At 61.6% G+C, this 13,564-nt stretch carries 17 protein-coding genes; 9 read left to right on the forward strand and 8 right to left on the reverse strand.

All coding sequences use genetic code 11. The features are described from left to right. Positions 1-31 precede the first annotated feature (31 nt). Complete coding sequence (locus RHIBUN_RS0120740; protein WP_025661021.1) at positions 32-601, forward strand: TetR family transcriptional regulator; 570 nt, start codon at positions 32-34, stop codon at positions 599-601. Here RHIBUN_RS0120740 and RHIBUN_RS0120745 read toward each other — a convergent pair. Then, entirely contained in the window at positions 594-1,082 is a 489-nt protein-coding gene (locus tag RHIBUN_RS0120745; RefSeq protein ID WP_025661022.1) for a YcgN family cysteine cluster protein, read from the reverse strand. The genes RHIBUN_RS0120740 and RHIBUN_RS0120745 overlap by 8 nt on opposite strands. Before the next feature lie 187 nt (positions 1,083-1,269). Here RHIBUN_RS0120745 and RHIBUN_RS0120750 point away from each other — a divergent pair, with 187 nt between their 5' ends. From RHIBUN_RS0120750 to RHIBUN_RS0120770, 4 genes are all read left to right on the forward strand, one after another. Then, positions 1,270-3,408: a transglycosylase domain-containing protein gene (locus RHIBUN_RS0120750; RefSeq protein ID WP_018860040.1), complete on the forward strand. Its 2,139-nt coding sequence runs from the start codon at positions 1,270-1,272 to the stop codon at positions 3,406-3,408. 43 nt (positions 3,409-3,451) lie between these two features. Then, on the forward strand, positions 3,452-4,420 hold the full coding sequence (locus RHIBUN_RS0120755) for an NAD-dependent epimerase/dehydratase family protein (protein WP_025661023.1): 969 nt from the start codon (positions 3,452-3,454) through the stop codon (positions 4,418-4,420). 180 nt (positions 4,421-4,600) lie between these two features. Then, positions 4,601-5,188, forward strand: coding sequence for a DUF1214 domain-containing protein (locus tag RHIBUN_RS0120765; protein WP_025661024.1), 588 nt, complete (start codon positions 4,601-4,603; stop codon positions 5,186-5,188). After that, positions 5,181-5,735, forward strand: a complete 555-nt coding sequence (locus tag RHIBUN_RS0120770; RefSeq protein WP_025661025.1) for a DUF1254 domain-containing protein — start codon at positions 5,181-5,183, stop codon at positions 5,733-5,735. The genes RHIBUN_RS0120765 and RHIBUN_RS0120770 overlap by 8 nt, the downstream gene beginning before the upstream one ends. Positions 5,736-5,745: 10 nt before the next feature. On the opposite strand, the gene RHIBUN_RS36915 is transcribed toward RHIBUN_RS0120770, so the two are convergent. Further along, positions 5,746-5,913, reverse strand: a complete 168-nt coding sequence (locus tag RHIBUN_RS36915) for a hypothetical protein (RefSeq protein WP_018860035.1) — start codon at positions 5,911-5,913, stop codon at positions 5,746-5,748. Between the two features lie 522 nt (positions 5,914-6,435). On the opposite strand from RHIBUN_RS36915, the gene RHIBUN_RS0120780 reads away from it, so the two are divergent. Continuing rightward, positions 6,436-6,642 (forward strand): hypothetical protein, encoded by a 207-nt coding sequence (locus tag RHIBUN_RS0120780; protein ID WP_025661026.1) that lies wholly within the window; start codon positions 6,436-6,438, stop codon positions 6,640-6,642. 175 nt (positions 6,643-6,817) lie between these two features. Beyond that, positions 6,818-7,828, forward strand: coding sequence for a DUF2336 domain-containing protein (locus RHIBUN_RS0120785; protein ID WP_025661027.1), 1,011 nt, complete (start codon positions 6,818-6,820; stop codon positions 7,826-7,828). A gap of 6 nt (positions 7,829-7,834) precedes the next feature. Here the strand turns inward: RHIBUN_RS0120785 and RHIBUN_RS0120790 are convergent, their stop codons facing one another. From RHIBUN_RS0120790 to RHIBUN_RS0120800, 3 genes are read right to left on the reverse strand one after another with little or no spacing between them, the layout of a single operon-like run. After that, entirely contained in the window at positions 7,835-8,191 is a 357-nt protein-coding gene (locus tag RHIBUN_RS0120790) for a DUF1491 family protein (RefSeq protein ID WP_025661028.1), read from the reverse strand. A gap of 53 nt (positions 8,192-8,244) precedes the next feature. Beyond that, positions 8,245-9,177 carry a peptidoglycan-binding domain-containing protein gene (locus RHIBUN_RS0120795; protein WP_025661029.1) on the reverse strand — a complete coding sequence of 311 codons (933 nt, stop codon included), beginning with the start codon at positions 9,175-9,177 and terminating at the stop codon, positions 8,245-8,247. Beyond that, the gene (locus RHIBUN_RS0120800) at positions 9,149-10,681 is read right to left on the reverse strand and encodes a HAMP domain-containing sensor histidine kinase (protein ID WP_037217279.1); all 1,533 of its coding nucleotides are present in this window, start codon (positions 10,679-10,681) and stop codon (positions 9,149-9,151) included. Before RHIBUN_RS0120800 ends, RHIBUN_RS0120795 begins: the two co-directional genes overlap by 29 nt. Positions 10,682-11,140: 459 nt before the next feature. Between RHIBUN_RS0120800 and RHIBUN_RS0120805 the strand changes: the two genes are divergently transcribed. Next, positions 11,141-11,635: a DUF5330 domain-containing protein gene (locus RHIBUN_RS0120805; protein ID WP_025661031.1), complete on the forward strand. Its 495-nt coding sequence runs from the start codon at positions 11,141-11,143 to the stop codon at positions 11,633-11,635. Positions 11,636-11,837: 202 nt separating this feature from the next. Then, positions 11,838-12,260 (forward strand): SufE family protein, encoded by a 423-nt coding sequence (locus RHIBUN_RS0120810; protein ID WP_025661032.1) that lies wholly within the window; start codon positions 11,838-11,840, stop codon positions 12,258-12,260. Positions 12,261-12,276: 16 nt separating this feature from the next. Here the strand turns inward: RHIBUN_RS0120810 and RHIBUN_RS38035 are convergent, their stop codons facing one another. Genes RHIBUN_RS38035 through RHIBUN_RS35550 form a run of 3 tightly spaced genes read right to left on the reverse strand, consistent with a single transcriptional unit; the run spans position 12,277 to position 13,344 of the window. Continuing rightward, on the reverse strand, positions 12,277-12,723 hold the full coding sequence (locus RHIBUN_RS38035; RefSeq protein ID WP_348625989.1) for a DUF6456 domain-containing protein: 447 nt from the start codon (positions 12,721-12,723) through the stop codon (positions 12,277-12,279). Further along, the gene (locus RHIBUN_RS38040; RefSeq protein ID WP_348625990.1) at positions 12,714-13,073 is read right to left on the reverse strand and encodes a hypothetical protein; all 360 of its coding nucleotides are present in this window, start codon (positions 13,071-13,073) and stop codon (positions 12,714-12,716) included. Before RHIBUN_RS38040 ends, RHIBUN_RS38035 begins: the two co-directional genes overlap by 10 nt. Beyond that, positions 13,066-13,344, reverse strand: a complete 279-nt coding sequence (locus RHIBUN_RS35550; RefSeq protein ID WP_062371595.1) for a helix-turn-helix domain-containing protein — start codon at positions 13,342-13,344, stop codon at positions 13,066-13,068. Before RHIBUN_RS35550 ends, RHIBUN_RS38040 begins: the two co-directional genes overlap by 8 nt. Positions 13,345-13,564 lie beyond the last annotated feature (220 nt).

Here is a 13,564-nt window from a genome sequence, read left to right on the forward strand (position 1 = left end):
CATATTCGTCGCGAACACAAGAGGAATTTTCATGCCGCGACCCCGTACGCTTTCCGACGAACAGCTTCTCGACATGGTGCTCGGCCTCGTCCATGCGGAAGGTCCTGACGCGGCAAGCTTCGGCACGGTGGCGAAGATCAGCGGCCTTTCCGGCTCGACGCTGGTACAGCGCTTCGGCACCAAGGCTGCAATGCTGCGGGCCTGCCTGCTGCGCGCCTGGGACCGGCTGGACATGGAGACGGCCCGGCAGATCCAGTCTCTTCCCGAGACACCCGAAGGCGCCATCAACCTGCTCGCCGGCCTTTCCAGGGATTACGGCGACGATGCCGCGTCCTACGCTGAAGGCCTGCTGGTACTGCGGGAAGATCTGCGCGACCCGGCCTTGCGTGCTCGTGGGTCTGCCTGGGGAAAGACACTGGCGGCAGCGCTCGACCGATCCCTCGGCGCCCAAGGCAAAACGCCGCTCGGACGGCTGATGCTGTCGCAGTGGCAGGGCTGCCTGCTCTGGTGGGGCTTCGAGCCGCAAGGCTCGATCGAAGACTATGTTCGCGCTGAGCTGAGAGAATTCCTTGAGACGGTCGCTCAACCAGCGACTACTTAGCCGCCTCCGGCTGCTGGGCCTGCGCCTCGTCGCCCACTGTCAGCGGCCAATCCACCACATAATCCTCAAAGTCGTCGACCTTGACCTCGGTTTCGTCGATCGTCCGGCCGCGCGCCGAAATGCCGGCGGCATGGACAGTCTCGGGATCGCCAGAAATCAGGGGATGCCACCAGTAAAGATCGCGCCCCTCGTTGATCAGCCGGTAGCCGCAGGTCGGCGGCAGCCAAGCGATCTCGTCGACGTTTTCCTTGGTGAGCTGGACGCAATCGGGCACGAAATCCCAGCGGTTCTCGTAGGAGGAACAGCGACAGCTGTGGTCGTCGAGCAGCTTGCAGCGGATCGAGGTGAAGTAGATGTCGCCGCTATCCCACTCCTCGAGCTTGTTGAGACAACAGAGGCCGCAGCCGTCGCATACGCTCTCCCATTCGGTCGTCGTCATCTCGGCGAGCGTCTTCGTCTTCCAGAAGGGTACTTCTTCCATCATTCCGTTCTTGCAACAGCTCCGTGCAAAATCGCGTGAGAGCTTCCATTTCTCTTGTTCTTGTCAGCCAAATCAACCAATGATTCACCAAGCTCCGGTTACTCCGGGGCACTGTCGGCAGATTTGCCATAGTCCGGCGTCAGGTTCCTCCGACGTCGAAGTGACTGATCGGGCGGGAATATAAGACGTGACGGATCCGGACAATCCAGAAAAACGGCCGCGCAAGCAACGCCACCTGCTTTTGAAGATCGACTCGTGGATCGATTCGACCATCTGGAATGCCGGTTTTCGCTCGGCCGAAATCTGGGAAGACATCACCATCTTCTTCCGCCGCTTCCGCGTTCGCGGCTGGAAGCGCATTGTCTTCGAACTGGCCGGCGAAGGCCTGACATGGGGTTCCGTCGGCGCCGTCCTGATGCTCGCCCTCGCCCAGCCTGCCTTTGAAGCTACCAAGGAAGATTGGCGCAATCGCGGCGACTACGCCGTCACCTTCCTGGATCGCTATGGCAACGTCATCGGCCATCGCGGCGTCATCCACCAGAACTCCGTGCCTATCGACGAACTGCCCGACGCGCTGATCAAATCAGTGCTTGCGACCGAGGACCGGCGCTTCTTCGATCACTTCGGCATCGACGTCATCGGTCTCTTCCGCGCGCTTGTTACCAACGCCCAGGCCGGCGAAGTTGTACAGGGCGGCTCGACATTGACGCAGCAGCTCGCCAAGAACCTGTTCCTCTCCAACGAACGCTCGATCGACCGAAAAATTACGGAAGCCTTCCTGGCGCTGTGGCTCGAAGCCAACCTCTCCAAGAAGGAAATCCTCTCCACCTATCTCGACCGCGCCTACATGGGCGGTGGCACCTTCGGCGCTGCCGCAGCGGCGCAGTTCTACTTCGGCAAGAGCATCACCGACGTCAATCTGGCTGAATCCGCAATGCTCGCCGGCCTGTTCAAGGCGCCGGCGAAATATGCGCCGCACGTCAACCTGCCGGCGGCGCGCGGTCGCGCCAACGAGGTGCTGACCAACCTTGTGCAAAGCGGCCTGATGACCGAGGGCCAGGTGATCGCCGCCCGGCGTAATCCGGCGACGGTCGTCGACCGCAACCAGGTGGAATCACCCGATTTCTTCCTCGACTGGGCCTTTGACGAGGTCATGCGCCTGTCGCCGCGCTTCCCCCAGCATTCGCTCGTCGTCAGGACCACGATCGACATGGGGCTGCAGAGCGCGGCCGACGATTCAGTGGAAACGTCGCTGCGCGAATATGGCGAGCGCTATCACGCCAAACAGGGCGCGATGGTGGTGATCGAAAACGGCGGCGCGGTGCGGGCCATGGTCGGCGGCCGGGATTACGGCGAAAGCCAATTCAACCGTGCCACCAAGGCGCTGCGGCAGCCGGGTTCATCCTTCAAGGTCTACACCTATTCGGTGGCGATGGAGAGCGGCATGACGCCTGATACCATCGTCGTCGACGCGCCGATCTACTGGGGCAACTGGGCCCCTCGCAACTACGCCAACAAGTACGCCGGCCGCGTCACCATTGCGACCGCCATCGCCCAGTCGATTAACACCATTCCGGTGCGCCTTGCCAAGGAAAAGCTCGGCATCCAGCCGATCCGGGCCATGGCGAAGAACCTCGGCGTCGAGTCGCCCGTGCGCGACGACGTGACGATCCCGATCGGCACCTCCGAGGTGACGGTGCTCGACCAGGCGACCGCCTATGCCGTCTTCCCGGCAGGTGGCTACCAGTCGCGCCGTCACGGCATCACGCAGGTCCTCGATTACGGCGGCGACGTCCTCTACGACTTCGACCGTGACGAGCCGCCCGCCAAGCGGGTGCTCTCCGAGAAGGCCGACACCTACATGAACCAGATGCTGTCCCGCGTCCCCTATGTCGGAACGGCGCGAAAGGCAGCGCTCGACAACGGCATTCTGACAGCCGGCAAGACGGGCACGACGCAGGCGTACCGCGACGCCTGGTTCATCGGCTACACCGGCAACTACACGTGCGCCGTCTGGTTTGGCAACGACGACTATACCTCGACCAACGAGATGACCGGTGGCTCGCTGCCGGCCATGACCTTCAAGCGTGCCATGGACTATGCGCACCAGGGCATCACGCTTCGACAGATCCCCGGCACGCAGCCGCTGCCGCCCGACAAGACGGCAAAAACGGTCGCCGCCGCCAAGCCGGCGGAGGGCAGCCCGCCGCCCCTCGTCCGGCCCCGGATGCTCTCGGTCGAGTCCACGCACATTCTCAAGGACCTTGGCCAGGCGCTGAAGGCGGCGCCCCCGCTTGCCGCGCAAAAGGTGGCGAGCGCCGACTAAGGGCATCAGCAGCAACTGCTTCGTAGAGCGAGGGAGGCCGATCATGTCACGCATCGTCATCATCGGAGGGAGTGGCCACGTCGGAAGCTATCTGGTGCCAGCGCTTGTCGAGCGAGGCCATCAGGTCGTCAATGTGAGCCGTGGCACAGCAAAACCCTATCGCCCCCACTACGCATGGGGTGAGATCGAGAACGTCGCGCTCGATCGCGCGGCCGAGGAGAAAGCCGGCCGGTTCGGCGCCAAGATCGCAGATCTAAGGCCTGATATCGTCGTCGATATGATATCGTTCGACCTATCCAGTACACGGCACGTGGTGGAGGCCCTCCGAGGAAAGGTTGGCCATTACCTGTTCTGTAGCTCGATCTGGGTCTATGGCCGCCTTTTTGCGATCCCCTCGACCGAGACCGATCCGCCCAATCCGATAGACGCCTACGGGAGGGGCAAGGCCGAGTGCGAAGCCTGGCTCACGCGGGAGGCGCACGTCACCGGCTTTCCCGCGACCTGTTTCCGTCCTGGCCATATCGTCGGCGAAGGCTGGAATCCGATCAACCCGATCGGAAACGCGGATCCGGAAGTCTTTTCGCTGATTGCCCGTGGCGATGAACTTGTCTTGCCGAACCTCGGACTTGAAATGGTCCATCACGTCCATGCTGATGACGTGGCTCGCTGGATCATGTGTGCGATCGAGAACCGGTCGGCTTCAATCGGCGAAGTCTTCAACACGGTATCGGAACAAGCGTTGACCCTGCGGGGCTACGCGGAAACGGCTTATCGCTGGTTCGGAAAGGAGCCGCGCATCGCTTACAAGCCCTTTGAAGAATGGTTTGCCGATCTCGGCGAGTATGCCGAAAGCAGTCGTGGGCACGTGATCCGAAGCTCGTGCCACTCAATTGAAAAGAGCCGAAACCGCCTGGGCTACACACCGCGGTACACGAGCTTGGAGGCAGTGCACGAAGCTGTGCGGGCGCTGATAGCTTCCGGAAAAGTCGTCGCGGCGGGCGCCGATCTTTGAAAATCGCTTGATGCCAAAAGTCTGGACGCTGATCCAGCTATCGAAAATCAGTCGGCCTTTCGAATGGTCCAGCGTTGATCCGTTTTGGCCGGGATATGCCGCCGATACCGCCCTGCACCATTCCGCCTAGCTAGAATCAGTGGTAACCCTTTCAACTGATTTGTTTCTCAAGGGCGCATAGTGTTTCGGTTTCCTCTCTTCATAGCGATGACTCTGATTATCGCCTTTGGTGGCGGGATCATGATTTCGCTCTACGCGCTGGATGCGACGGCCGGCTTCGGCGCGATCAAGCTCGGCGCCTGGGAAGCCTTCCCCGAGCTACAAACCGAAAGCGCCGACCCCTATGCGAAATCGCACCGGGCGCGTGCCGGACGCCTGCTTTACGGAAACGCCGAAGGCCTGATGTTTACCGCCAAGGTCGATGACGCCGGCGACCGGCTGAATGCCGGCTGCAGCTACCGTATCACGGGGCAGACGCCGCCCGCCCGCATCTGGACGCTGTTTACCGCAGACAACAGCGGCAATCCTGCCTCGCTGCGACCGGGGCTTCCCGGCGCGCTGAATTCCTGGACGGTGCTGCGGCAGCCCGACAGCAGCTTCACGATCGACATTTCCGCGCACGCCCGACCGGGAAACTGGCTAGCGCTGCCGGCGGCGGGTACCTTCCAACTCGTCCTGACCCTCTTCGATACCCCGACAGCCGGCAGCTCCGGCGTTATCGACCTTGCGATGCCGAAGCTTCAGAAAACCGGATGCGGCAATGCTTAGGATCCTGTTTGCCATCCTCGCGGGACTTTTCGGGGCGGCACTCTTGCACCTCGTCATCATTCTTTCGCTGCCGCACTTTACCGGCAAGGACGCCGCCACCCGCGTCGCCTCCGAGGGCGATCTCGACAAGTTCTACCTGCTTGGGTCGACGGACGATGCCGCGGGACTTTCCAACGATGACCCTTTTGTCCGCACTGCTGTCTGCTCGTTCGACATTGAGGAAAATCCGGTCCGCCTGACGGCCAAGGGCAATGTGCCGTTCTGGTCTGTCGCGCTCTATGACGAGGCTTCGAACGAGGTCTTCAGCATGAACGACAGAACGTCTGTGGGGGGAGCGCTCGACATTCTGGTCGGAACGCCGATCCAGTTGACAGAGCTTCGCAAGGCTTTGCCGCCTGACCTGCAGAAAACCATTCTCGTGGAAAGCACGCGTTCGGAAGGCTATGTGGTGCTGAGGACATTGGCGCCCCAGGCGAGCTTCGACGCAGCCGCGCGGAACTTCCTCGCGGAGGCCGGCTGCGACGAATATGCCGGCCCCTCGGATTGAAGCAATAAGTCTATTTCTTTGCCCGCGAAATGCGAGGCGCCGGGGAACGCTTCGAGCTTTCCGTCAGGCGCTCGTAACGCACGCCCGTGAAAAGGAGGATCTGTGCCTCGACTGGTTTCCTGCCCTTGCGGCGTTGCGTCTGAGACAGACGGTCCGCCAATGCGACGACTATTGCCATTCTCGTCTCCATGCACGGCCCGAGACGGATGAACTGCGGAATCTCACCCTGCCCGCCTATGCGAGCCAGCGCGTCCTGTAGAACCCGAAACCGGGCTCCGAGGCATTCGCGCCTTTCTCACGGCACCTGTTTGAAATACCGTGATGTGAAACCGGACGACCGAAGCACTCGATCGCCGTTCATACCCGAATTGAGACATACGACAGTTAACAGATCATTAATTTCATGCCTGGACGTTAGCTATTTGCACGACGTCTTATAAACGCGCTGAGTCCCCATTTGGTTTCAAACTTCTCATAAGAAGTTTCAACCGACAATGTCGCGCTGATATTAGCATTAATTCATATACTTAACGGAGGTTGTGTCGGCGATGGCGGCCCCATCACAGCTCCGTGGTTTCTCGTCACAAAAATATCAATTGCGATCCTCACCAATACCGGTAAAGTTGTGTCATCGGCCACGGGTCCGTGGCCAGGCGGCGGGGCGCCGTCTTCCGCTTATTGCGGACAGGGAGGGGTTAAAATGTCTTTGTTTATCGGTTCGACATTCTCTCCCGAGGACCTTGACGTGCTGCGCCATGCCCTCGATGCGTGGTGTGCGGAAAAGCGGATCGACATCAAGAGCGCCGAAGCCCAGATGGCCGCGTCCGCTGCGCTTGACCTCTTTCAGTCCGGGAACAATAGCGCCGAGAGGCTTTTGGCGGCGCTGCGCGGACACAAAGGGCTTTAGTCACTCCGTCCCGCGGTCGTCATACGGTGAAGCCTTTCGGTACAAATTGAATAAAGTCTTTAGCAAGCGTTAACCCTGCCCATGTAGGATTTGTTCATAACCTATGTGGGGTAAGGGGCGTCCCTTCACGTCCAGTCCTGCGACATCCCTTTTTGCGTTTCCAGGGTGTGTTCTTGTGCGTGACCGGTTCCGAGACCTAGAGGCCCCATCCGCCAGCCGGAAGAAGGACGTGGTTCTCATGGCGACCGTCAGCAGCTTCGAGGAATTGCAGCCGCCAACCCGCTCCGAACTGCGCCAATTCGCCGAACTCTTCACGCCGCTGTTCCAGGCCTCCTCTCTCGAGGCAAAGCGTCAGGCCGTGGCAGCCCTTTCCCAATGCCCGCAGATTCCAGCCGCCGTCGCGCTTTTCGTCGGCTGCCAGTCGATCGACATTGCAGCGCCGTTCCTCACCTCCTCGCCGGCGATCGACGACGAGACCTTGATCACCATTGCGCGCACCCAGGGCAGCGCACACATGAAGGCGATCGTCAGCCGGGATGCGCTTTCCCCGCGGGTCATCGACGCGCTGGTCGGCCTGCGTCAGGCGGAACAGCGTCTGGCAGCTCCGGCTGAGGTCGAAACTGGCATCGTACCATCCGAACCGCCGGTTCCGGCTTCCCTCGAGGAAGCCGAGGCTGCTGCGCGCCGCGCGAGTGAAGAGGAGATACGCAATAGAATCAGGGAGTTGGCACGTCATGTCAGCCGCCCGGAAGGCGATCGCCTCGGGCTGCGTAACCTGTCGCCGATCCAGGCCGCACTCCTCGTCCGCTTTGCCCGCAATCGCGAAGCGGCGCTCTTTGCCAAGGCGCTTGCCAGCGGGCTTTCGGCAAGCCGCTGGCTTGCAGAGCGCATTATGCTCGATATCTCCGGTCAGCAACTGGCGACCACGCTCATCAGTCTCGGCCTGGACTTCCGCGACGCCGTCTTTGTGCTCGAAAAGCTCTACCCGCACCTTGCGGAACCGCAGCATGGCGTCACGCGCGCATGGATGGTGCTGGACAGTCTCGATCTGGAAGAGTGCAACGCCCGCGTCGACGCCTGGCGCCGCGCCGACAGCTATACCTACCTGCCCGAAGGAACAGAAACGGCGCAAGCCGCCCATGAGGAACCGCCCGCCCAGGACAGGCGCATCATCCGTACACGCTGACTTTGACTAGAGCGGGTTCTCGCGCCCGTCGCCAAGCGGAACGATATCCCCGAGCTCATCGGCTTCAAGCTCGACGATCCAGAGGTCCGGGTCGAACTTCCGCTCACGCTCGAGCATTTCCCTGACCCGATCAGGCTTTTCGCGCGTCAGCCGTTTCTCGAATAGGCGCTCCCCGCTCGTCTCGTCGTCGAAGAGGCTTTGCGGCGCTGGGCCGTAGAGCGTCTCAAGACCATCGCGGAAGTGCTGGCGAATGAAGATGGCGCCCGCCTCGTCGGCGCCCTTTGCCTCGACAGCGGCAAAATCACCTTTGGCAAAAACCCGGCGCAGGAGGGCGGAGACGAAAATATCGGTGCGTAATCTCATCGGCGAGCTATAGCAGACAAACGGCAAGCGGCAATGCTTGGCATTGCCGGGCTTCAGAGCGCGCCGATCTCCTTGAGCTTCTTCAAGACCGCTTCGCTCGGCTCGCCATTCTCGGGAAGGTTGTAGTGCTTCTGGAAGTGGCGAATGGCGGTGCGGGTCTGTTCTCCCGGCACACCGTCAACGCCGACATTGGCGTAGGCCATGTTGCTGAGGCCCTTCTGGATCTTCAGGACGAGATCCACAGTCGACAACTCCGCGGATGGTGCGGCTTTCTTTGCAAGTGTCGGCGCGGTCTTCACACTCTTTTCGGCGCTGCGGATGGCGGCGGCGACAGGATCCTCGGCGGATGCCTTCGAGGTGATGTCTTCGCGCGGCTTTTCCAGCGGGATCGCCGAGGGGCCGACCGAGTCGGTTCTGAGCGCTGCCAGCACATCTGGCGTTGCGTCGCCCGTCTGCGGCATGCCCACGGTTTCTTCGAAGAAGAGGATCGCCGCACTGGTGCGCGGGCCGATGACCCCATCCGGAGTGCCGTTGTAAAGGCCACGCCGGACCAGTTCGGTCTGGATGTCCATGACGATCTGGCTCGGCTGCTGCCCGCCGGGAGCGACTGGCGGCGTCGCATTGGTCTGCGTGACGTCGGCCTCGTCCTGCCGCTGGATCTTGAAGGTGGTGACATTCCCGCTTTGCTCCTCGATGACCGGGCGACCGCCGAGCACATTCGGAAAGAGCGGATCGCGGGTGCGCAGGAACGGGTGCGGATGCGCCCCTGGCTGATACCAGAGCGCGTTTGCGGCGACGAAGCTGAAGATGACAAGGAAGGCTGCCGTACCGCCGGCAACCGACGGGTTGCGGCCGATCACGCCGCCAAGCACGCTTGCGCCCTGCAGCCCGATACCGCCGACCATGGTTGCCCCTGTGAGAAGGAGGCTCGGCCGTTTCTGTCGGCCTCTCCGTCCCTTAGGCGATTTTCGCTTGCTCGCGGCCATCGAAAAGCCCCTCTTCCAAAACGCCCGCTAGCGCCGGCACAGCCTTCAGTCGCGGCGGAAACTCGACAAGATCGTTGCGGGCAGAACCCACAGCCGGAATGCCAGAGCCATCCGCTGCAATGGAAATCGTAATGATCGTACCGGCGCCCGGCGTGCTGGCGATTGCGAAGTCGCCGCCATGCAGCGCCACCAAGCCCTTCACCAACGACAGGCCGAGTCCCGTTCCCTCGAATCGGCGGCTATAGTCGTTCTGGATCTGGACAAAAGGTTGGCCGAGCGTTTCCAGCTTGTCGCCGGGAATGCCGATGCCGGTGTCGCTCACGCAGAGGCTCAGAATGCCGTCGCGCATCGACGCGTCGATCGAGATCGCACCGCCCGCATCGGTGAATTTCACGGCATTGCCAACCAGATTGATCAGGATCTGCTGGATCGCGCGCTGATCGGCCACGACCTCGTCGAGACCGCGCTGCACTCGGCTTGTCAGCGATACACCCTTGGACTTCGCCTGCAGCGCCAGCATGGCCTCGCAGGAACGAACGACTGATGCAATGTCGAAGGGTTCGAGACAAAGCTCATAGCGCCCCGCTTCGATCTTGCTCATGTCGAGCATGGTGTTGACGACGGAGAGCAGGTGCGCGCCGGATTCCCTGACAAGGCCGACATATTCCCGCTGGCGGTCGTTTTCGAGCTTGCCGAAATACTCGCCGAGCAGGATGTCGGAGAAGCCGAGGATGGCGTTGAGCGGTGTGCGCAATTCGTGGCTGACGGCGGCAAGGAACCGCGATTTTGCATCGTTTGCCGAGCGGGCGTCGGCGGCGCGGTTCTGCGCCTCCTGCCGTAACTGCTGCTCCACCGAGACATCGCGTAACTGGGCAATCACGCTGAAGAGCGTGCCCTCGCCGTCCTGCCGCGCGGTCATATCCATACGCAGGTAGGCAAACTGCCTGTTGTCACGCGAAACCGAAGGGCGCTCCAGCCGCAGATCGACCGCGGCAGTCGCCTCACCCTGGCGAAGCTGATCCAGCGCCTGCAGGAAAAGGATGCGGTCAGAGACATGTATCTGATCGACAAAGCCCTTGTCGATCGGATCACGCATCCAGGCGAGATATTCGCGCTTGTCACGACCGCCGACGGCAGTGACGTTGCCCTGCGGATCCAGGAAGAAGGCGAGACCGGCGGTTGCTTCCATGAAAAAGTCTTCGGCGACAGGCGCGGCAATCGGCGCTGTTGCCGTACCCTGACGCGACAGGGCAATGCTGCCCACCGCAGAAAACAGGAAGGCCGCGCAGACGGTTGCGACACCGACGGGTAGCGCAATGGCAGGACTGGTCACAGAAGAGAGCCCAACGGGGACCGCGACGAGAGCCGCCGACGAAAGCAGCGCCAAGCGGCGCAGGATCATCAATTCACGCTGGCGCACGGCTGTGCCCCCTCCTGTCCGGGAGAGCCAGCTTTCCACCGCCCGGTCCACGAGGGCTGCCGCCCGCTCTGCGATCTTACTCATTACACGCACGCAATACCCGCCCAAAAAAGGCTTTTTACCAGGGCCGACAATAGGCCTTGGGCGCTTAAGGAAAGGATAAGGGAAAAGCCGCCTCCACACCGCAGAAGAGCGAAATGTCCCGTTTTTGGACATATGGAAGCGGCTTTGTTTTTTACGGTTAACGGGCGGTAAGCGACGGATTTCGCTCACATTTCAGCTTGCCGTTAACCTTTGTGGCAGCTCTGCCGCAAGGTTTGCCTGCAATTACAGGAGGAGGCCGATGACATGCTTAACAGCGGTCGCTACAATTTGACCGAAATGCGGTGCAAATCCCGTTCATTAAAATTCGAACTAAATTTGAGGCAAATGCCGACGAGTTTTGAAAACTGGCATTCGCAACTCCGCTCTAAGGTCAAGCACACCGGAAGACCGGACCGATTCGGCGGTAAGACCGAACGGGAAAACAGGATGGCAACGACGATGTGGTTTCTGATCAAAGGATCATTCTGGTTCGGGCTTGTGCTCGTGTTGCTGTCGTTCTTCAGCGGCGAGAGCTCGACCAGCTCGCAGCCGACATTGCAGTTTTCCGACGCCTTTGTCGCGGCGACAGGCGCCTATGACTACGTGACAGGCATGTGCGGCGAGAGGCCGGAGGTCTGCGTCAAGGGTGCGGAGACCATGGCCGCGCTCGGCCACCGGGCCCTCGAAGGCGCCCGTGTCGCCTATGAGCTGCTGGACAGCCGTTTCGGTGACGACAACGCCGCCAAGCCTGCTGTCGCACCCAATGCGCCGATCACTCCCGTCGCGGCACTTGCGCCCTCCCATGCCGAGGCTCAGGCCGAGGCACAGGAACGCACCGCAGCGCTGAACCAGCCGATGCCCTATCGCCCGCCGGTTGACGACGGCGATGAAAGCCTTTCCGACACCGTGACGACGGGCACCATTCCGCTGCCGACGCCGCGTCCGGCCACCTGAGAATTCCGCGGGATTTCCCGCAACCAAGCTTGCACCGGAGATCCGCAAGCCGCGGAATGTCCCGTGCCTGACGTGCCTGCCCTGTTATTTCCAGCTTTTGCTGCGCCGCGAGGATGCCCATCCTCCGCGGCGTTTCTTTTTAATGGTTCAAATCTGGCCGCGTTTCACCTATATGAAACCTGATAACGAAAGGCCACAATACATGACGTCCCTCGAGCAGATCATTGACGACTTCTCCTTCCTCGACGACTGGGAAGATCGCTATCGCTATGTGATCGAGCTCGGAAAGGCGCTTCCGGACCTTCCCGACGACAAGAAGACATCGGCCAACAAGGTGATGGGCTGCGCCAGCCAGGTCTGGCTCGTAACGCACACCACGGGGGATGCGGACAATCCCGTCATGACCTTCGAGGGCGACTCCGACGCGCATATCGTGCGCGGGCTCGTGGCCATCGTTCTTGCAACCTATTCCGGCAAGACGGCATCGGAGATCGCGGCCCTTGACGCCTTCGACGTATTCTCGAAGATCGGCCTCGTCGAGCATCTCTCCTCGCAGCGCGCCAACGGCCTGCGCTCGATGGTCAACCGCATCCGCGAGGAAGCCCGCGTACGCGCGGTGGCCTAAGCAACCACCCGCCTCATCACGAATAGAGTTCGGGCCTGTAGCCCTCCGCACCCCAATGCTCCACGCGCGATCGGCGCGAGGGCGCCGGCGGCTTGTAATGCCGGGAGAGCGCGATCAGGGCCGTGCGCAGCATCAGTTTGGCCGAACGCGCCGGCCATTGGCGCTCGCGCTCGACGGTCTCCAACCCCTTCATGAAGCAGCAGACATCAAGCGCCACGCCGGCAAGTTCCGGTCCCATCGCTTCCAGCGCACGATTGACCGCGACGCGGGCGGCGATGGCGCTATCGGCAAGGTCCGCCATGCCGCCGCGTTCTCCTTTCGCACGGCTTGCCTGTTGCGGTTCCCAGGAGGCAGTGATGCGCGGCTGCAGCTGGCCGCGCGTGAAACCGGCAAGCAACCTTTCCCCGGCTGCAAGCGCCTCATTCGGGAGGAATGGCCGGCCACTCCTCTCCTTCAGTCGCACAAGGCTTGAAAGCGGCGAGTCCTCCCGGTTGATCCGAAGGGCTGCGGGCCGCCGTCCACATCTGCCACGGCATGGCCGATTGCGCCGTGCTGCTCGATGAAGGCTTCCTCCCTCATGGAGGCGGCACGCCTGAGATAGGAGCGTGCGGCCGGACATAAGCCGTTCCGCCCGCCTGCCCGGCGGACCAGCCCGGCAGACACGGCCTCGGCCAGCAGACCCTCGGAAACGATGTGATGCGAGGCGTCATCTGACTGCAGCGACCGGGCAGAACCCTCGCATGCCTGCTCCCGCGCCTGGCCACGTGCCAGAAACCTCAGAAGTTTTACCATGGCTCTGTTCGCATCACTCATTGCCGAGCACTCCGTTCGAACGAAATACAGACGTGACGGTCCGCTCGACGACCGCGACGAATTCGTCGAACGCTGGATCGTCGCGGCGATCCTCGACCACGTGGCAGGCATGGCCAACTGTCGTACGGTCACGGCCGAAGGCTGCGGCGATCTCATAAAGCGGGATCTGAAGGGCGACATGGCAAACATACATAGCGATCTGCCTGATATGGCAGAGCGTGCGGCGCCGGTCCCGACGCATCTGGATCCGATGGCTGGCAAGCATGACCATCTCGGTGGTGATCTGTGCGCAAATGCGGCACACGACACAGACACTGTCGCGGGAGGCGCGGCATAACCAGAGGCCGCGCTTGGCGCCTTTGCCGCCTCGGGAAAGGATGGCGCGGAGGCGCCTGGCAAAGTGAAATTGGCAATCGGCATATGAACACTCCTACAAATAGGAGCTAATTCCTATGTTCTACACGGCTGCGAGTACGAACAAAAGCGCGACG

This window comes from Rhizobium sp. IBUN (assembly GCF_000510625.1).
Lineage (GTDB): Bacteria > Pseudomonadota > Alphaproteobacteria > Rhizobiales > Rhizobiaceae > Rhizobium > Rhizobium altiplani.

What these genes read in the sequence shown, in the direction of transcription:
- RHIBUN_RS0120740 (WP_025661021.1), top strand. Translation starts at nt 32, where the DNA reads ATGCCGCGACCCCGTACGCTTTCCGACGAACAGCTTCTCGACATGGTG.
- RHIBUN_RS0120745 (WP_025661022.1), bottom strand. Translation starts at nt 1,082, where the DNA reads ATGGAAGAAGTACCCTTCTGGAAGACGAAGACGCTCGCCGAGATGACG.
- RHIBUN_RS0120755 (WP_025661023.1), top strand. Translation starts at nt 3,452, where the DNA reads ATGTCACGCATCGTCATCATCGGAGGGAGTGGCCACGTCGGAAGCTAT.
- RHIBUN_RS0120770 (WP_025661025.1), top strand. Translation starts at nt 5,181, where the DNA reads ATGCTTAGGATCCTGTTTGCCATCCTCGCGGGACTTTTCGGGGCGGCA.
- RHIBUN_RS36915 (WP_018860035.1), bottom strand. Translation starts at nt 5,913, where the DNA reads ATGGCAATAGTCGTCGCATTGGCGGACCGTCTGTCTCAGACGCAACGC.
- RHIBUN_RS0120780 (WP_025661026.1), top strand. Translation starts at nt 6,436, where the DNA reads ATGTCTTTGTTTATCGGTTCGACATTCTCTCCCGAGGACCTTGACGTG.
- RHIBUN_RS0120790 (WP_025661028.1), bottom strand. Translation starts at nt 8,191, where the DNA reads ATGAGATTACGCACCGATATTTTCGTCTCCGCCCTCCTGCGCCGGGTT.
- RHIBUN_RS0120795 (WP_025661029.1), bottom strand. Translation starts at nt 9,177, where the DNA reads ATGGCCGCGAGCAAGCGAAAATCGCCTAAGGGACGGAGAGGCCGACAG.
- RHIBUN_RS0120800 (WP_037217279.1), bottom strand. Translation starts at nt 10,681, where the DNA reads ATGAGTAAGATCGCAGAGCGGGCGGCAGCCCTCGTGGACCGGGCGGTG.
- RHIBUN_RS0120805 (WP_025661031.1), top strand. Translation starts at nt 11,141, where the DNA reads ATGTGGTTTCTGATCAAAGGATCATTCTGGTTCGGGCTTGTGCTCGTG.
- RHIBUN_RS0120810 (WP_025661032.1), top strand. Translation starts at nt 11,838, where the DNA reads ATGACGTCCCTCGAGCAGATCATTGACGACTTCTCCTTCCTCGACGAC.
- RHIBUN_RS38040 (WP_348625990.1), bottom strand. Translation starts at nt 13,073, where the DNA reads ATGAGTGATGCGAACAGAGCCATGGTAAAACTTCTGAGGTTTCTGGCA.
- RHIBUN_RS35550 (WP_062371595.1), bottom strand. Translation starts at nt 13,344, where the DNA reads ATGGTCATGCTTGCCAGCCATCGGATCCAGATGCGTCGGGACCGGCGC.